Here is a 16,977-nt window from a genome sequence, read left to right on the forward strand (position 1 = left end):
ATGAAGCTCTACACCTACTTCCGCAGCTCGGCGGCCTACCGGGTGCGCATCGCCCTCAACCTCAAGGGCCTGGCCTACGACGCCATCCCCGTGCACCTGCTGCGCAACGGCGGCGAGCAGCTGTCCGAGGGCTACCGCGCCATCAATCCCAGCGCGTTGGTGCCGGCCCTGGACGATGGCGGCGAGATCGTGACGCAATCGCTGGCCATCATGGAATACCTGGACGAGGTGCATCCACTGATTCCCCTGCTGCCGCAGGACGCCCTGGGCCGCGCCCGGGTGCGCGCGCTGGCGCTGGACATCGCGGCCGACACCCACCCGCTGGGCAATTTGCGAGTGCTGAAATACATCACCGGCCCCTTGGGCCAAAGCGAGCAGGCCAAGCTGGCATGGCAGCAGCACTGGCTGGGCACCGGCCTTGCCATCCTGGAACGCAAGCTGGCGGAGGACAGCCGCACCGGCCGCTACTGCCATGGCGACACACCAACGCTGGCCGACTGTTGCCTGGTGCCGCAAGTATTCGCCGCCCAGCGCTTCCAGGTCGGCCTGGCGCCATACCCGACCGTGCTGCGCATCCACGACGCCTGCGCCACGCTGGAAGCCTTTCAGCTGGCCCACCCCGCGCGCCAGCCCGACAGCGAATAACACCGCGCCTTTGATTTCAGGCGCAGACCACGCGGTCGCGGCCCAGCTCCTTGGCGCGGTACAGCGCCTGGTCGGCGCGGTTCAGCAGCGAGGAGGCGGTGTCCGGCGGGCCGCTGGGATTGGAGGCCGCCACCCCGATGCTGATGGTGAGCTGGATGACTTCGCCCTTGTCGCCGGCAATGCGTAGCGCTGCCACCTCCATGCGCAGGCGTTCAGCGGCCTGGCGCGCCACTTCCAGGTCGGTGTCCGGCATCAGCAGCACGAATTCCTCGCCGCCGAAGCGCGATGCCATGTCGGCGCCGCGCACCCCGCCCGCCAGCGCCTGCGCCACCGCCACGATGGCGCGGTCGCCTGATTCGTGGCCGTAGCGGTCGTTGATGCGCTTGAAGTGGTCGATGTCCACCATCAGCAGCGCCAGCGTGTGCAGGCTACGCCGGCTGCGCACCAGTTCCTGGTTGATCTGCTCCGTCATGCGGCGCCGGTTGCCGATGCCCGTCAGCGGATCGGTGGTGGCCAGCAATTCCAGCTTGTCGTTGGCCGCCTGCAGCTCGCGCGTGCGCTCCAGCACGTGCAGCTCCAGCTGGCTGCGCTCGGCCTGCAGCGCCAGCGTGGTCTGGCGCCGGCCGCGCAGGGCCCGCACCAGCGCCACGATCAGGGCCGCCTCGGCCAGGATCAGCGGCGCCCCGAGCACGATTTCCCACAGGTGCTGGCGCACGATGCTGCGCGGCTGGCCCAGCCAGGCCACCGGCTCGTCCAGCTCGCGCAGGCCGTGGCGCTGGAACGCCGCGTGGTCGAAAACGTAGTGCGGTATGGCGGCGATATCGGGCTGGCGTCCCAGCAGCAGCCGGCCGAGCGCATGGCCCATGGCCACCCCGCCGGTCACATAGCCGCCCACCACGCCGCCCTGTATCGAGGATTCCACATTGGTGAACACCGGCACGTGCGAGACGGCCGCCATACGGCGCGCGATGTCCACCGGCCGGCTGCGCGCGCCGTTGCGGTCATAATAGCCGGCCAGCAGCAGCACGGCCGTGCCTTCGCCCAACAGCCCGCTCTGGTGGTACAGTTCCTCGAAGCTGAGATTGTCCCAGTATTCGAACTGTATCCGTTCGCGGTAGGGCGTGGACGCGGCCCGTATGCTGGCGATCCATTCCTGCACGCGGGGGCTGCGGTCGCCCACCACCACGATGTGGCGCACCCCCGGCATCACGCGCGGAATGACGGCCAAGGATTGCGACAGGCCGGTCGGCACGTCGTATCCCATCCCGTCGGCGGGTCGCCAGCCGGGCCGGCCGTGGTTCAGGTAGTGGCGTGCGGCGCCGGGGAACAAGCCGGGGCGCTCGCTCAGGAAGTGCGCCGCCGTATAGTTTTCCGTGATGACCGTGTCGAATCGGGTCTCGGCATACTTGATGCGCAGGTAGGGCTCCATGGCGTCCATGGAGCGCTGTTCGCCGACCCGGATAGCATCGAGCCGCTCCTCGTAGACGGCGACGTCCGCCATGCCGTCCTGCCCGGCCAGTTCCGCGTCCAGCCCCTTGCGCACCATGGCCTGCCACACCGAGACCGCGTCCGACCCCAGCGAATACAGCACCAGCACCTTGCGCTGCTGCCCGGCCTGGGCGCTGAACCCGGCCAGCAGCAACAGCAGGCAGCACAGCTGCGGGAGACGGCGGGACAGTCGCTGGAACGGGACCCACATGGCGCGGCTCGCAATAATAATTTGCAATGAAGAAAGTCTAGCACGCCGGGCCGCCGCCATCTGTGGTCCCGGCGCATCGTTTCTGTGGGCTGTGCCACACAGGCGGCCGGGCGGCTGTGACAAGCTGGCGCATCAGTGATGTATGCCCGCATATAGCCCATGACCACCCTGCCTCCGAACTGTTCCGCCGCCACCCTGGATGCCGCCACCCTGGACATGCTGCAGCAGCTGCAGCGGGACTCGTTCGACTACTTTGTCACCGAAACCAACCCGGCAAACGGCCTGGTGCGCGACAAGACCGCGCCTGGCTGGCCGGCCAGCATTGCCGCCGTCGGCATGGCGCTCACCGTGTATCCGATCGGCGTCGAGCGCGGTTTCATGGCGCGCGCCGAGGCGGTGCTGCGCACCCTGACCGTGCTGCGCTTCTTCGCCCGCAGCGAGCAAAGCGAGTCGCCCAGGGCCACCGGCTACAAGGGCTTTTATTATCACTTCATCGACATGGACAGCGGCCAGCGGGTGTGGAACTGCGAACTGTCCAGCATAGACACGGCGCTGCTGGTCGCCGGCATGCTGACGGCGGCCGAATACTTCCAGGCCAACACCCCGGAGGAAGCCGAGATCCGCACCCTGGCCGACCAGCTGTACCGCCGCGTGGACTGGCAGTGGATGCTGACGCGCAAGGGCACGCTAAGCCACGGCTGGGGGCCCAGGAAGGGTTTCCTGCGCTGGCACTGGGAAGGCTACGATGAAGCCCTGATCCTGTACGTGCTGGCGCTGGCCTCGCCCACTTACCCCATCCCGCGCGCCAGCTACGACGCCTGGTCCCGCACTTACGAGTGGAAAAGCGTGTACGGCATCGACTATCTGTACGCCGGGCCGCTATTCATCCACCAGATGTCGCACCTGTGGCTGGACCTGCGCGGCATCCGCGACGATTTCATGCGCGACCACGGCCTCGATTATTTCGAGAACAGCCGCCGCGCCACCCATGTGCAGCGCCAGTATGCGATCAGCAATCCGCTCGGCTTTCCGGAGTACGGCGAACTATGCTGGGGCATCACGGCCAGCGACGGTCCGGGGCCGGCCTGCCGCCGCATCGATGGCGTGCAGCGCCGGTTCTACGACTACGTGGCGCGTGCCGCGCCCTACGGTCCGGACGACGGCACCCTGGCGCCGTGGGCGGTGGCGGCCTCGCTGCCGTTCGCCCCGGAGATCGTGCTGCCCAGCATACGCCACTACCACGGCCTGCCCTTGTGCGAGGCCGATACCAAGGGTTTCAAGGCCTCGTTTTCCACCGTCTACCGGCACAACGACGGCACCCGCTGGGTCTCGCCCTATCACTTCGGCATCAACGAGGGACCGACCATCATCATGGTGGAAAATTACCTGCACGACCGCCCCTGGAAGCTGATGCGGGGCTGCGCCTATCTGCGGGAAGGCTTGCTGCGGGCGGGATTCCGTGGCGGCTGGCTGGACGCCGAACCGCCACGGCAAGGGGAACGCTAGCTTACTTGCGCTGCGCCGCGCTCTGGTCGCGGATGGTGCGGAATTCCGCGTCCTGGGCCCAGTTCGGCCAGGCGCGCGACTCGGCCAGGTCATGCCCCAGCGTGTACAGCAGCTGCAGGTCGCGCGCCATGCCGGTGAACGGCCAGTCGGCCTTCCATTCGTCGGACGGCTGGTGGTAGTTGTTGTTCACGTAGTCGTCCTCGGCCTTCTTGCCGGCCGCCACGCCGCCTTGTTCCCAGTCCTCGCCGGAGCCGAAGGAGATGGCGGGCACGCCGCGCTTGGCCATGGGGAAGTGGTCGGAGCGGAAGAAGTGGCCGGCTTCCGGTTTCGGATCGGGCGCGTAGCTCAGGTTCCACTTCTTGGCGGTGGCGACCAGCTGGTCCAGCAGCTCCAGCTTGGCGCTGCCGGAGATGGTGAAGTTGCGCGCCGGGCCGTGCGGGTCCAGGGCGTCCATGTTGATGTTGGCCACCGTGGTGGCCAGCGGGTAGAGCGGGTTGGCCGCGTAGTACTCGGAGCCGAGCAAGCCCTTTTCCTCGGCCGTGACGGCCAGGAACACCACGCTGCGCTTGGGCGCCGGCGCCTTGCCATAGGCGCGCGCCAGTTCCAGCAGGGCGGCCAGGCCGGTGCCGTTGTCGACCGCGCCGTTGTAGATCTTGTCGCCCCTGGCGTCCGGCAGGCCCACGCCCAGGTGGTCCCAGTGGGCGCTGTACAGCACCGTCTCGTTGGGATGCTCGCTGCCGCTGCGGATCGCCACCACGTTCTTGGACTTGATCACCTGCGCATCGACGGCGTAGCTGCCCGACAGGGTCACACCTTTCAGTTCCACCGGCTTGAAGTCGCGGGTCTGGGCCTGCTTCTTCAGGGCCTCGAAATCCAGGCCGGCATGCTGGAACCAGGCCGCCGCCACGTCGCGCTGCACCCACGCTTCCACCGGCGCGTGCGCCTTGCCCGGCTCCTTGCGCACGATGTCGTACATGACGTTGGTGTTGGAATTCTTCACCGTGGCCCAGCCGTAGGAGGCGGGCGCGGTCTCGTGCACGATCAGGGTGCCGAGGGCGCCGCGGCGCGCCATTTCCTCGTACTTGTAGGTCCAGCGGCCGTAGTAGGTCATGGCTTTGCCGCCGAAGTCGCCGCTGCCGGTTTCGAAGTCGGGATCGTTGATCAGCACCACGGCCAGCTTGCCCTTCAGGTCCTGGCCCTTGAAGTCGTCCCATTTGCGCTCGGGGGCGTGGACGCCGTAGCCGACGAACACCAGCGGGGCGTTCTTGAAGTCCACATGTTTGGCGCCGTTCATGGCGGCGCGCACGGCCAACTGCTCGCCCTGCGCCAGTTCCTGGCTTTGCTTGCCTTCGGTGACGCTGAGCTTGACGGGGCCCTTGATTTCAAAGCGGCCCAGGGGCACGTCCTGGGTCCAGGCGCGCTTGCCGTTGACCAGGTCGCCGCCCGGCTGCAGGCCGGCCGCCTTGAACTGCTCGACCAGGTAGGCCACGGTCTTGGTCTCGCCCGCCGTGTTGGGGCCGCGGCCCTCGAACTCGTCCGAGGACAGCACCTTGACGTCCTGCGACAGCCGCTTGGCGTCAAACACCGGCGTATAGGCCGCACTGGCCACACCGGCGGCCAGGAGCAGGGTTACCAGCATAGTAAATTTCACTGCGTAGCTCCTTTTTATTAGATGGAAACGAAATGGGACGCGGCAAAGTATCGGCGTATTGGCAAAGAACGTCAAACTTTCTTCGGATGGCTGCGCCGCAGGCGCTACAATTCCGCCTTTTCCTTCCTGACCAGTGAACGCCATGACCATCCCCGCGCCCATCCCTGCGTCCATCCTTGTTGCCCTGGACCTTGCCGACGCCTCCTGGCGCCCGTTGCTGCTGCGCGGGCTGGAGGCCATGTCGCCGGCCTACCTGGCCGAGCTGGCCCAGGACCAGTATTTACCCACGGAGCAGCGCCTGTTTGCCGCCTTCGCGCTGCCGCTGGGGCAGGTGCGCTACGTGCTGATGGGCGAGGGACCGTATCCGCGCGCGGAAAGCGCCACCGGGGTGTGCTTCATGGACGGCGCGGTCGGCAGCCTGTGGTCGTCCGAGGCGGGCGGCGGCCTGTCCAAGCCGGTCAACAAGGCCACTTCGCTGCGCAACTTCATGAAGATGCTGCTGGTGGCCGATGGCCAGCTGCAGGTGGAGCAGACCGCTGGCGAGGCCATGGCGGCCGTGTCCGCGCGCGCCCGGCGGGACGGCAGCGGCGTGGTCCAGACCCTGGCCCAGCTGCAGGCGCAGCTCACCGCGCGCGGCTTTTTGCTGCTGAACGCCTCGCTGGTGTTCCGCCCGCACGTGGCGCCGGCCAAGGACGCCAAGGCCTGGCTTCCCTTCTTCGAGACCGTCATGGCGGGCCTGGCGCAGCAGGCCGACACGGCGCCCACCATGATTTTGTGGGGCAAGATCGCCGAGCTGCTGAATAAATTGCCTGTGATGAAATCTTTCCCGCAGATTAACGCGGAACACCCCTACAACATCAGCTTTATTGGTAATAAGCATATGCATGCGCTGTTCGGTCCGATGCGCCTGCTGCAGTTGCAGGGGAAATGAGGGGAGGCGGGCATAAAGGCGGCAATGGGCCGCCCGGCAAACTTCGTTAAAGTTTGGTATACTTGACTAAATCGATCAACTAATCAGGCTTTGATCAGTTGGAATACCCGATATTTTAACCGAGCTGAACCGAGGTAGGAATGCGTCTGACCACCAAAGGCCGTTTTGCCGTGACCGCCATGATAGACCTGGCCCTGCGCCAGGGCAAAGGCCCGGTCACGCTGTCTGGTATCAGCCAACGCCAGGCAATTTCGCTGTCCTACCTGGAGCAGCTGTTCGGCAAGCTGCGCCGCCATGAGATCGTGGAATCCATCCGCGGCCCCGGCGGCGGCTACAGCCTGGCGCGCCGGGCCGACAAGGTAACGGTGGCCGACATCATCATCGCCGTGGATGAACCCCTGGACGCCACCCAGTGCGGCGGCAAGGAAAACTGCCACGGCGCCGACGCCAGCAATGGCGCGCGCTGCATGACCCACGAACTGTGGGCCACGCTGAACGAGAAGATGGTCGATTACCTGGATTCGGTGTCGCTGCAGGACCTGGTCGATCAACAAAGGCTGAAGAATGCTGAACAGAACGTGGTTGTGATGCATCGCAACGACCACGCGGCGCTCGGTTGAAAATATCTATTACGGAGTAAACGGATGAACGCCCCAGAAAAAAACGTCGCGCAGGTTGCCCCGGTCGAGTTCAAGACCGCCCCGCATTTCCCGATCTACATGGACTACTCGGCCACCACGCCGATCGACCCGCGCGTGGCCGACGTCATGATCCCCTACCTGCGCGAGCAGTTCGGCAACCCCGCCTCGCGCAGCCACATGTACGGCTGGACCGCCGAGAAGGCGGTGGAGGAGGCGCGCGGCCACGTGGCGGCCCTGGTCAATGCCGACCCGCGCGAAATCATCTGGACTTCCGGCGCCACCGAGTCGAACAACCTGGCCATCAAGGGCGCGGCGCAGTTCTACAAGACCAAGGGCAAGCACATCATCACCGTGAAGACCGAGCACAAGGCGGTGCTGGACACGGTGCGCGAGCTGGAACGCCAGGGCTTCGAAGCGACCTACCTGGAACCGCAGGACAACGGCCTGATCACCATCGAGCAGCTGAGCGCCGCCATCCGTCCGGACACCATCCTGGTCTCCGTCATGCTGGTCAATAACGAGATCGGCGTGATCCAGCCCATCGCCGAGATCGGCGCCCTGTGCCGCTCGAAAGGCATCATCTTCCACTGCGACGCGGCCCAGGCCACCGGCAAGGTCGAAATCGACCTGCAAAAGACCAAGGTCGACCTGATGACCTTCACCGCCCACAAGACCTACGGTCCCAAGGGCATAGGCGCGCTGTACGTGTGCCGCAAGCCGCGCGTGCGCATCGAGGCGCAGATGCACGGCGGCGGCCACGAGCGCGGCCTGCGCTCGGGCACCCTGCCGACCCACCAGATCGTCGGCATGGGCGAAGCCTTCCGCCTGGCCAAGGTCGAGATGGACGAGGAAATCAAGCGCATCAAGGCGCTGCGCGACCGCCTGGCGGGCGGCCTGCAGGAAATCGAGGAAACCTACATCAACGGCGACATGGAGCACCGCGTGCCGCACAACCTGAACGTCAGCTTCAACTACGTCGAGGGCGAGTCGCTGATCATGGCGGTCAAGGACCTGGCGGTGTCGTCCGGTTCGGCCTGCACCTCGGCCAGCCTGGAGCCGTCCTACGTGCTGCGCGCCCTGGGCCGCAGCGACGAGCTGGCGCACAGCTCCATCCGTTTCACCATCGGCCGCTTCACGACCGAGAAGGATATCGACTTCGCCATCGAACTGATGAAGTCCAAGGTTGGCAAGCTGCGCGAACTGTCGCCGCTGTGGGACATGTTCAAGGAAGGGATCGACATCAATTCGATCCAATGGGCCGCACATTAAACGCATACACTAGATAGAACTGGAGCACCAAATGGCTTACTCGGAAAAAGTGTTGGACCACTACGAAAACCCCCGCAACGTCGGCGCCTTTGAAAAGGGCGACGAATCGGTAGGCACCGGCATGGTCGGCGCCCCCGCCTGCGGCGACGTGATGAAACTGCAGATCAAGGTCGGCGCGGACGGCCTGATCGAAGACGCCAAGTTCAAGACCTATGGCTGCGGTTCGGCCATCGCCTCCAGCTCGCTGGTGACGGAATGGGTCAAGGGCAAGTCGCTGGACGAGGCGCTGGCCATCAAGAACACCCAGATCGCCGAGGAACTGGCGCTGCCGCCCGTCAAAATCCACTGCTCGATCCTGGCCGAAGACGCGATCAAGGCCGCCGTCGAGGATTACAAGGCGAAGCACCCCGTAGCAGCGTGACGGTCGCTCCCGCGCGAGCGGGAGCCCATACTGAGCTGATCATGATACTCAGCATAGGTTCCCGCTCGCGCGGGAACGACACGGAGAAGCAAATGGCAATTACCCTGACCGAAAAAGCAGCAAAGCACATCAACCGCTACATCGAGCGCCGCGGCAAGGGCATCGGCCTGCGGTTCGGCGTGCGCACCACCGGCTGCTCGGGCCTGGCCTACAAGCTGGAATACGTGGACGAGGTGGCCGACGAGGACAGCGTGTTCGAATCGCACGGCGTGAAAGTCTTTGTCGATCCGAAAAGCCTGCCCTATATCGACGGCACCGAACTGGACTTCGCGCGCGAAGGCTTGAACGAAGGCTTCAAATTCAACAACCCGAACGAGAAAGATGCGTGTGGCTGCGGCGAGAGCTTCCGCATCTGAGCGCCATGCAAAATCACTTTGAGTTGTTCAACCTGCCGCAGCGTTTTGCCGTCGACAGCGCCGCGCTGGACAGCGCCTACCGCGACGTGCAGAGTCGCGTCCATCCGGACAAGTTCGTCAGCGCCACGGACGCCGAAAAGCGCGTCGCCATGCAGTGGGCCACGCGCGCCAACGAAGCCTACCAGACCCTGAAGAATCCGCAGAAGCGCGCCCAGTACCTGTGCGAGCTGCATGGAGTGGACTTGCAGACCGAGTCCAACACGGCCATGCCGATGGCTTTCCTGATGCAGCAGATGGAGTGGCGCGAGGCGCTGGGCGAGGCCCGCGCCGCCAGGGATGCGGATGCGCTGGACAAGCTGGACCGCGATTTGCGCCTGGAACGCAAGGGCCGCTTGCTGGACATCGAGCAGCAGCTGGACGCCGGCGACTACGCGGCCGCCGCCCAGGGCGTGCGCGCCCTGATGTTCCTGGAAAAATTCGGCGAGGAAGTCCGTTTCGCCTTCGAAGCGATCGAAGCCTGATCGCCCGCCGCCCGCCGGGCGGCGCCCCTGACAAGAATACAGCTTAGACCTCAGCTTAGACATCAGCTTACACCCCATGGCACTTCTGCAAATTTCCGAACCCGGCATGTCGACCGCGCCGCACCAGCACCGGCTGGCGGTGGGCATCGACCTGGGCACCACCAATTCCCTGGTCGCCACCGTGCGCAACAGCATCCCCGAAGTGCTGAACGACGAGGAAGGCCGCCCGCTGCTGCCGTCCGTGGTGCGCTACCTGCCCAATGGCCACGCCCACATCGGCTACAAGGCCCAGGCCGCGCAAACCACCGATCCCAAGAACACCATCGTGTCGGTCAAGCGCTTCATGGGACGCGGGCTGAAGGACATCGCCTACGCGGAAAACCTGCCGTATGACTTCGTGGACGGCCCCGGCATGGTGCAGCTGAAAACCATCGCCGGCGTGAAAAGCCCGGTCGAAACCTCGGCCCAGATCCTGGCCACGCTGCGCCAGCGCGCCGAGGACTCGCTGGGCGACGACCTGGTGGGCGCAGTGATCACGGTGCCGGCCTATTTCGACGACGCCCAGCGCCAGGCCACCAAGGACGCGGCCCAGCTGGCCGGCCTGAATGTACTGCGCCTCTTGAGCGAGCCGACCGCCGCCGCCATCGCCTACGGCCTGGATAATGGTTCGGAAGGCGTGTACGCCGTGTACGACCTGGGCGGCGGCACCTTCGACATTTCCATCCTCAAGCTGAGCAAGGGCGTGTTCGAGGTGCTGTCCACCGGCGGCGATTCGGCCCTGGGCGGCGACGACTTCGACCACCGCCTGTTCTGCCATATCCACCAGGAAGAGCGCTTGCAGCCGCTGTCCGACGTGGACACGGCCACCCTGATGGTGAAGGCGCGCGAGGCCAAGGAACTGCTGTCCACCAAGTCCGAAGTGATGGTCGACGCCATCCTGAAATCGGGCGAGGAAGTCCACCTGCGCATCACGGCCGAGACCTTCCATGAGATCACCAAACACCTGATCGCCAAGACCATGAACGCGGTCAGGAAGGCCCTGCGCGACGCCAACATCGACGCCGACGACGTGGACGGCGTGGTCATGGTGGGCGGCGCCACCCGCATGCCGCACGTGCAGCGCGCCGTGGGCGAGTTCTTCCACACCATCCCGCATGCCAACATCGATCCGGACAAGGTGGTGGCGCTGGGCGCGGCCATACAGGCCAACCTGCTGGCGGGCAACCGCGCGCCGGGCGACGACTGGCTGCTGCTGGACGTGATCCCGCTGTCGCTGGGCATAGAAACCATGGGCGGACTGGTCGAGAAGATCATCCCGCGCAATTCCACCATCCCGTGTGCGCGGGCCCAGGAATTCACCACCTTCAAGGATGGCCAGACCGCGCTGGCGGTGCACGTGCTGCAGGGCGAGCGCGAGCTGGTGAGCGATTGCCGCTCGCTGGCGCGCTTTGAGCTGCGCGGCATCCCGCCCATGGCGGCCGGGGCGGCGCGCATCCGCATCACCTACCAGGTGGATGCGGACGGCTTGCTGTCGGTGTCGGCGCGCGAGCTGCGCTCGGGCGTGGAAGCGTCCATCAGCGTCAAGCCTTCGTACGGCCTGGGCGACGACGACGTGGCGCGCATGCTGCAGGATTCCTACAAGTCGGCCGAAGGCGACATGGTGGCGCGCGCACTGCGCGAGGAACAGGTCGAAGCCGAGCGCATCCTGCTGGCCACCCAGGCCGCGCTGGACGAGGATGCGGCCCTGCTGTCGGCCGACGAGCGCGCCGCCGTCGATGCGCTGATGGCTCACACCCGCGGCATCCTCGCCCAGTCGGCCGAGGGCAAGGTGGACCACCGCGCCGTGAAAGCGGCCGTCGAGGCGCTGGCACACGGCACCGAGGAATTCGCATCGCGCCGCATGGACCGCAGCGTGCGCAGCGCCCTGGCCGGCAAGTCGCTGGACCAGGTCGCGTAAATAAACCGCGCAGCGTCGCTCCCGCGCAGGCGGGAGCCCATGCTGAGCATCAGAATTCGCTCCCTATGGGCTCCCGCGTGCGCGCGAGCGACGCCGGGGGCAGAACTTGAAAGAGGTAACAAGTGCCACAAATCGTATTCCTGCCCCACGCCAAGCTGTGCCCAGACGGCGCCGTGGTCGATGCCCCCGCCGGCAAGACCTTGTGCGACATCATGCTGGACAACGACATCCACATCGAGCACGCCTGCGAGAAATCGTGCGCCTGCACCACCTGCCACGTGCTGGTGCGCGAGGGTTTCGATTCCCTGAACGAAGCCAGCGAAACCGAGGAAGACTTGCTGGATAAGGCCTGGGGCCTGGAAGCGGTGTCGCGCCTGTCCTGCCAGGCCGTGGTGGCGGACGAGGACCTGGTGATCGAGATCCCCAAATACACCATCAACCACGCCAGCGAAGGCGGCCACTGACATGAAGCAGAACAAGGCAGCCAAGGCCGCCAAAGCCGCACCGGCGGCGTCCATCGGCGCCACCACCTCGGCCGCCACCCTGCCGGAGATCCGCGACGGGCAGTCGGTGGCGCTGCTGCAGGAATTGCACATCCTGACCCGCGACGGCAAACTGAACCAGGACAGCCGCCGCAAGCTCAAGCAGGTCTACCACCTGTACCAGTTCATCGAGCCCCTGCTCAAGGACGTGCAGGAGCACAAGGGCGGCGTGTCGCTGGTGGACCACGGCGCCGGCAAGTCCTACCTGGGTTTCATCATCTACGACCTGTTCTTCAAGGCGCTGCAGGATGGTTCGCACATCTACGGCATCGAGACGCGCGAGGAACTGGTGGCCCGTTCGCAGGAGCTGGCCCGCAAGTTCGATTTCCCCGGCATGTCCTTCTTGCCGCTGTCGGTGGCGGAATCGACTTCCTCGACCCTGCTGCCGGAGCAGGTCGACATCGTCACCGCGCTGCACGCCTGTAACACGGCCACCGACGACGCCATCGATTTCGCGCTGAAGAAAAAGGCCAAGCACATCGTGCTGGTGCCGTGCTGCCAGGCAGAGGTGGCCTCCGTGCTGCGCAAGAACAAGGGCCAGGACCTGGGCAAGAGCGCGCTGACGGAAATCTGGCGCCATCCCATCCACACGCGCGAATTCGGCAGCCAGATCACCAACGTGCTGCGCTGCCTGCAACTGGAGGCGCACGGCTACCAGGTTACGGTGACGGAGCTGGTGGGCTGGGAGCACTCGATGAAGAATGAGCTGATCATCGCGACGTATAAAAACCTGCCGCGCCGCCGTCCGGCCGAGCGCCTGAAGGAAGTGCTGGACACGGTGGGCCTGCGGGAAATGGACAAACGCTTCTACGCGGAGGCATGATGGACCACTGGCTGGACCTGCGCAGCGACACCGTCACCTGCCCCAGCGCGGCCATGCGCGAGGCCATGAACGCGGCCGACGTCGGCGACGACGTGTATGGCGACGACCCCACCGTCAACGCGCTGCAAGAGTACGCGGCCGATTTGTTCGGCCATGAGGCGGCCCTGTACGCGCCGTCCGGCACCCAGAGCAACCTGCTGGCGCTGCTGGCCCACTGCGGGCGCGGCGATGAATACCTGGTGGGCCAGGAAGCCCACACCTACCGCTACGAGGGCGGCGGCGCGGCCGTGCTGGGCAGCATACAGCCGCAGCCCATCGCCAACCAGGCCGACGGCAGCCTGGCGCTGGCCGATATCGAAGCGCAGATCAAACCCGACGATTTCCACTTCGCCCGCACCCGCTTGCTGGCGCTGGAAAACACCATAGGCGGGCGCGTGCTGCCGGTTGAATACGTGCGCGCGGCCACGTCGCTGGCCCATGCGCGCGGCCTGGCCACCCACCTGGACGGGGCGCGCATCTGCAATGCGGCCGTCCGGCAGGGCGTCTCCCTGCGCGAGGCGGTGGCGGGCTTCGACAGCGTGTCGGTCTGCCTGTCCAAGGGCCTGGGCGCGCCGGTGGGCTCGGTGCTGTGCGGCAGCCGCGCACTGATCAAGGAAGCGGCGCGCTGGCGCAAGATGCTGGGCGGCGGCATGCGCCAGGCCGGCGTGATCGCGGCCGGCGGCCTGTACGCGCTGCAGCACAATGTGGCGCGGCTGGCGGAGGATCACGATAACGCGGCCTGGCTGGCGTCCGAACTGGCGGGCATCGATGGGCTGAAGGTCAGTACGCCGCAGACCAATATCTTCTACGTGGACCTGCCGGCCGAACGCTGCGCCGCGCTCAACGAGGCGCTGCTGGCCGAACGGGTGCGGGTGTCCATGGGGCCGCGTTTGCGCATCGTCACCCACATGGATGCGCCGCGTGCGGAGCTGGAGCGCGCCGCCGCCGTATTCCGCCACTTCTTCCGCTAAGGCCCCCCGCTCGCCAGGCTGCCGCTTGCATGCCGGCCGCCGATGCGGCGCGGCGGCCGCGCTGGCGTATAATGCCCGCCTTCCGCACCTCAAGGCCCACCATGACCGACACCGACAACACCGTCCGCCTCGCCAAGCGCGTGGCGGAGCTGCGCCCCTGCTCTCGGCGCGAAGCCGAACTGTATATCGAAGGCGGCTACGTCAGCGTGGACGGCGCCGTGGTCGAGGAGCCGGGCGCGCGCGTGGCGCCTGGCCAGCGCATCGAGATCGCGCCCGACGCCAGCCTGCTGGAAATCGCGCCCGTCACCCTATTGCTCAACAAGCCGGCCGGCGCCGGCGAGGCCGCCGCGCTGCGCTGCCTGCTGCCGGAACACCTCTCCGGCGCCGCCCCGGGCGGGCGCTTCCTCAAGCGCCACGTCAGCGGCCAGCAGCTGACCATCGCGCTGGACGACAAGGCCAGCGGCCTGCTGGTCTATACCCAGGACTTCCGGGTGGCGCGCAAGCTGATCGAGGAGGGTTCGCGCATGGAACAGGAAATCATCGTGGAAGTGCAAGGGACCATCGCGGACAACGGCCTGGCGCAGCTGAACCAGATTCCCGGCAAGGTCTCGTGGCAAAACGAGAACCGGCTGCGCTTTGCCATCAAGGGCGCGCGCCCCGGCCTGATCGAGCGCTTGTGCCGCGAGGTCGGCCTGACCGTGGTCTCCATGAAGCGCATCCGCATCGGCCGCATCGCCATGGCCGGGCTGCCGGCCGGCCAGTGGCGCTACCTGCAGGGCTACGAGCGCTTCTGATCACTGCCCGGTAGTCTGCGACAGCACGAAGGCGTAGGTGTCGGCGGCTTCCGCATCCTGCTGGGCGCGGGTGGAACCCATGCCGTGGCCGGCGTCGAAGTCCACCCGCAGCAGCACCGGCTTGCCGCTGGCCGTGGCGGCCTGCAGCCGCGCCGCCATCTTGGCCGGATGGAAGGGCGCCACGCGCGGATCGGTGACGCCGGTGGTCAGCAGCACGGCCGGATACTTCACGCCATCGGTCACGGCCTGGTAGCTGTCTATGCTTTTCAGCGCCTTGAAGCCGGCTCTATCGCTGATCGCGCCCCATTCCGGTTCCTCGCCATAGCCATTCTGTTCCGCCACGTAGCGCAGCGGATTGTGCCAGCCCACGCCCGAGACCACGGCCGCGAACAGGTCGGGGCGCTCGGTCAGGGCGCGGCCCATGGTGATGCCGCCGGCCGAGCGGCCGTTGATGGCGGTGCGCGCGGGCGAGGTATAGCGCTTGGCGTCCAGGTCCTCGCACACGGCAATCAGGTCGCGCCAGGTATTCGGCTTGTTTTCCAGCTGGCCGGCGCGGTGCCAGGCGCGCCCATATTCGCCGCCGCCACGCACATTGGCGAAACCGACCACTGCACCCTGGTCGATCAGGGCCAGCAGGCGTCCGGCAAAGGCCGGGGTATAGGCCGCCGCGCCGTAGCTGCCGTAGGCCGAGATGTAGGCGGGGTGGCTGCCATCCTGCTTCAGGCCTTTCTTGTAGATCAGGCTGTACGGCACTTTCGTGCCATCCTTGGCGGTGGCGAAACGGCGCTCGGTGGTGTAGGCGCTGACGTCGATGTTGGGGCGCGGCGTGATGCCGGTGTCGGCCAGCTTGCCGCCGGCGTCCACCGACCAGATGGCGGTCGGCGTCAGCCAGCCGGCCAGCAGCATCAGCACGCCCGGCGCGTCCGGATCGGCTGCCATGCGCGAGACGGTGCCGTCGAAGGGCAGGGCGATGCTGGCCAGCTTGCCGTCCGCACCCAGGCGCTGTACGCGGCTGATGCCGCCGTCCATGGCGCGCAGGTAGAGGCCGTCGCTGGCGCGCACCAGGCCCTGTAGCACCAGGTCCGATTCAGCCACCACTTCCTTCGCGCCCTTGAGCGTAGGAGAGGACGCCTTCAGCTTGAGCACGCGGCCGCGCGGATGGCCGCGGTTGGCCAGCAAGTACAGGTCGTCGCCATGCAGGTCGATGTCAGTCACCTCGTCGGCGAAGTCGGCCACGGTCTTCCAGCGCGCCTTGCCTTTCAGGACATCCGCCAGCGGCGCGGTCAGGAAGCGCTTTTCGCTGCGCACGTCGGTCAGCACCAGTAGCGCGTGGCGCGAGTGCGGCGCCGTGAAGATATAGGGCGCCTGGATTTTCTCGTACTTGACCTTCTGGCCCAGGTTACGGGCCATCAGGATGGGATCCTTGGCGGGATCGCTGCCCAGCCGGTGGAAGCGGGCGCGCGAGTCGAGGAAGCGTTCCGGCGTATCGACCTTGCCGGTCAGCCGGTTATAGAAAAACCCGGAGCTGTCGGCCAGCCAGCTGGGTTCGGCGGCCTGGGTGTCGGGGATGCGCTCCGGCAGGATGGTCCCGCTGGCCACGTCCATGATCTGCAGGGTGGAGTCTTCGCTGCCATCCCTGGACAGGCCATAGGCCAGCTTGCTGCCGTCCGGTGACACGCTCCACCAGTCCAGCGACACGTGGCTGGTGGCGGTGTCCAGCGTGGTGGGATCGACCAGCAGGCGGCTGGCGCCGTTTTCCTGCACGAACAGCTTGAAGTTGTTGCTGCCGGCCGGACGCTGCTGGTAGAACACGCGGCCGCCGGCGCGCTGCACGGCCATGGGCGCGGCCACGTCGCCGGATAGCTGCTGTATGCGCTTGAGCAGTTCCGCCCGCAGGGGCAGGGTGGCCAGCACCGAGCGCGCGTAATCATTCTGGCCCTTGAGGAAGGGCAGCCAGTCGGGATCCTTGCTGTTTTCCATCCATCGGTAGCGGTCCACCACCTGCTCGCCGAAATAGGTGTCGGTGACGGGCTCGACGCGGGCCACGGGCGGGCCGGCAAACGCGGCGGCAGCGGACAGCGCCAACACGGCGCCGCCCAGCAGGCGGACAAGCACAGGCATGGGTTTCCTCCTCAAGACAATATCTTGCAA

16 protein-coding genes are annotated in these 16,977 nt (G+C 66.4%); 13 read left to right on the top strand and 3 right to left on the bottom strand.

Translation table 11 applies throughout. The features are described from left to right. A complete protein-coding gene (gene maiA, locus ACLB1G_RS20840) occupies positions 1-645 on the top strand; it encodes a maleylacetoacetate isomerase (RefSeq protein ID WP_491629153.1) in 645 nt (214 codons plus the stop codon). Between the two features lie 16 nt (positions 646-661). On the opposite strand, the gene ACLB1G_RS20845 is transcribed toward maiA, so the two are convergent. Next, a complete protein-coding gene (locus ACLB1G_RS20845) occupies positions 662-2,344 on the bottom strand; it encodes a diguanylate cyclase (RefSeq protein WP_491629154.1) in 1,683 nt (560 codons plus the stop codon). A gap of 159 nt (positions 2,345-2,503) precedes the next feature. Here ACLB1G_RS20845 and ACLB1G_RS20850 point away from each other — a divergent pair, with 159 nt between their 5' ends. Next, positions 2,504-3,850, top strand: a complete 1,347-nt coding sequence (locus ACLB1G_RS20850) for a glucoamylase family protein (RefSeq protein WP_491629155.1) — start codon at positions 2,504-2,506, stop codon at positions 3,848-3,850. A gap of 1 nt (position 3,851) precedes the next feature. Here ACLB1G_RS20850 and ACLB1G_RS20855 read toward each other — a convergent pair whose 3' ends face one another. Continuing rightward, positions 3,852-5,501: a M28 family metallopeptidase gene (locus tag ACLB1G_RS20855; protein ID WP_491629156.1), complete on the bottom strand. Its 1,650-nt coding sequence runs from the start codon at positions 5,499-5,501 to the stop codon at positions 3,852-3,854. Positions 5,502-5,643: 142 nt separating this feature from the next. Here ACLB1G_RS20855 and ACLB1G_RS20860 point away from each other — a divergent pair, with 142 nt between their 5' ends. The 11 genes from ACLB1G_RS20860 to ACLB1G_RS20910 all read left to right on the top strand — a co-directional run bounded on the left by ACLB1G_RS20860 (position 5,644) and on the right by ACLB1G_RS20910 (position 14,826). Beyond that, positions 5,644-6,432 (top strand): uracil-DNA glycosylase family protein, encoded by a 789-nt coding sequence (locus ACLB1G_RS20860; protein ID WP_491629157.1) that lies wholly within the window; start codon positions 5,644-5,646, stop codon positions 6,430-6,432. Between the two features lie 140 nt (positions 6,433-6,572). Then, positions 6,573-7,052 (top strand): Fe-S cluster assembly transcriptional regulator IscR, encoded by a 480-nt coding sequence (gene iscR / locus ACLB1G_RS20865; protein WP_491629158.1) that lies wholly within the window; start codon positions 6,573-6,575, stop codon positions 7,050-7,052. A 24-nt stretch (positions 7,053-7,076) separates the two neighbouring features. Continuing rightward, positions 7,077-8,342, top strand: a complete 1,266-nt coding sequence (locus tag ACLB1G_RS20870; protein WP_491629159.1) for an IscS subfamily cysteine desulfurase — start codon at positions 7,077-7,079, stop codon at positions 8,340-8,342. 31 nt (positions 8,343-8,373) lie between these two features. Continuing rightward, on the top strand, positions 8,374-8,763 hold the full coding sequence (gene iscU / locus ACLB1G_RS20875; RefSeq protein ID WP_491629160.1) for a Fe-S cluster assembly scaffold IscU: 390 nt from the start codon (positions 8,374-8,376) through the stop codon (positions 8,761-8,763). A gap of 92 nt (positions 8,764-8,855) precedes the next feature. Then, complete coding sequence (iscA, locus tag ACLB1G_RS20880; protein WP_491629161.1) at positions 8,856-9,179, top strand: iron-sulfur cluster assembly protein IscA; 324 nt, start codon at positions 8,856-8,858, stop codon at positions 9,177-9,179. Positions 9,180-9,184: 5 nt separating this feature from the next. Beyond that, complete coding sequence (gene hscB, locus ACLB1G_RS20885) at positions 9,185-9,700, top strand: Fe-S protein assembly co-chaperone HscB (protein WP_491629162.1); 516 nt, start codon at positions 9,185-9,187, stop codon at positions 9,698-9,700. A 76-nt stretch (positions 9,701-9,776) separates the two neighbouring features. Further along, positions 9,777-11,657, top strand: coding sequence for a Fe-S protein assembly chaperone HscA (hscA, locus tag ACLB1G_RS20890; protein ID WP_491629163.1), 1,881 nt, complete (start codon positions 9,777-9,779; stop codon positions 11,655-11,657). Positions 11,658-11,779: 122 nt separating this feature from the next. Further along, on the top strand, positions 11,780-12,121 hold the full coding sequence (fdx, locus tag ACLB1G_RS20895) for an ISC system 2Fe-2S type ferredoxin (RefSeq protein ID WP_491629164.1): 342 nt from the start codon (positions 11,780-11,782) through the stop codon (positions 12,119-12,121). A gap of 1 nt (position 12,122) precedes the next feature. Continuing rightward, complete coding sequence (locus ACLB1G_RS20900; protein ID WP_491629165.1) at positions 12,123-13,022, top strand: class I SAM-dependent methyltransferase; 900 nt, start codon at positions 12,123-12,125, stop codon at positions 13,020-13,022. Further along, a complete protein-coding gene (gene ltaE / locus ACLB1G_RS20905) occupies positions 13,019-14,032 on the top strand; it encodes a low-specificity L-threonine aldolase (RefSeq protein WP_491629166.1) in 1,014 nt (337 codons plus the stop codon). Before ACLB1G_RS20900 ends, ltaE begins: the two co-directional genes overlap by 4 nt. 101 nt (positions 14,033-14,133) lie before the next feature. Further along, positions 14,134-14,826, top strand: a complete 693-nt coding sequence (locus ACLB1G_RS20910; RefSeq protein WP_491629167.1) for an RNA pseudouridine synthase — start codon at positions 14,134-14,136, stop codon at positions 14,824-14,826. On the opposite strand, the gene ACLB1G_RS20915 is transcribed toward ACLB1G_RS20910, so the two are convergent. Further along, entirely contained in the window at positions 14,827-16,947 is a 2,121-nt protein-coding gene (locus tag ACLB1G_RS20915; RefSeq protein WP_491629168.1) for a prolyl oligopeptidase family serine peptidase, read from the bottom strand. Positions 16,948-16,977: the final 30 nt, after the last annotated feature.

This window comes from Duganella kummerowiae, from assembly GCF_053572355.1.

Bases quoted from the DNA above. Each gene is read 5' to 3' on its own strand.
- ACLB1G_RS20860 (WP_491629157.1), top strand. From the start codon at position 5,644: ATGACCATCCCCGCGCCCATCCCTGCGTCCATCCTTGTTGCCCTGGAC.
- ACLB1G_RS20915 (WP_491629168.1), bottom strand. From the start codon at position 16,947: ATGCCTGTGCTTGTCCGCCTGCTGGGCGGCGCCGTGTTGGCGCTGTCC.
- ACLB1G_RS20845 (WP_491629154.1), bottom strand. From the start codon at position 2,344: ATGTGGGTCCCGTTCCAGCGACTGTCCCGCCGTCTCCCGCAGCTGTGC.
- ACLB1G_RS20870 (WP_491629159.1), top strand. From the start codon at position 7,077: ATGAACGCCCCAGAAAAAAACGTCGCGCAGGTTGCCCCGGTCGAGTTC.
- iscA (WP_491629161.1), top strand. From the start codon at position 8,856: ATGGCAATTACCCTGACCGAAAAAGCAGCAAAGCACATCAACCGCTAC.
- ACLB1G_RS20900 (WP_491629165.1), top strand. From the start codon at position 12,123: ATGAAGCAGAACAAGGCAGCCAAGGCCGCCAAAGCCGCACCGGCGGCG.
- iscR (WP_491629158.1), top strand. From the start codon at position 6,573: ATGCGTCTGACCACCAAAGGCCGTTTTGCCGTGACCGCCATGATAGAC.
- maiA (WP_491629153.1), top strand. From the start codon at position 1: ATGAAGCTCTACACCTACTTCCGCAGCTCGGCGGCCTACCGGGTGCGC.
- iscU (WP_491629160.1), top strand. From the start codon at position 8,374: ATGGCTTACTCGGAAAAAGTGTTGGACCACTACGAAAACCCCCGCAAC.
- ACLB1G_RS20910 (WP_491629167.1), top strand. From the start codon at position 14,134: ATGACCGACACCGACAACACCGTCCGCCTCGCCAAGCGCGTGGCGGAG.
- ltaE (WP_491629166.1), top strand. From the start codon at position 13,019: ATGATGGACCACTGGCTGGACCTGCGCAGCGACACCGTCACCTGCCCC.
- ACLB1G_RS20850 (WP_491629155.1), top strand. From the start codon at position 2,504: ATGACCACCCTGCCTCCGAACTGTTCCGCCGCCACCCTGGATGCCGCC.
- hscA (WP_491629163.1), top strand. From the start codon at position 9,777: ATGGCACTTCTGCAAATTTCCGAACCCGGCATGTCGACCGCGCCGCAC.
- hscB (WP_491629162.1), top strand. From the start codon at position 9,185: ATGCAAAATCACTTTGAGTTGTTCAACCTGCCGCAGCGTTTTGCCGTC.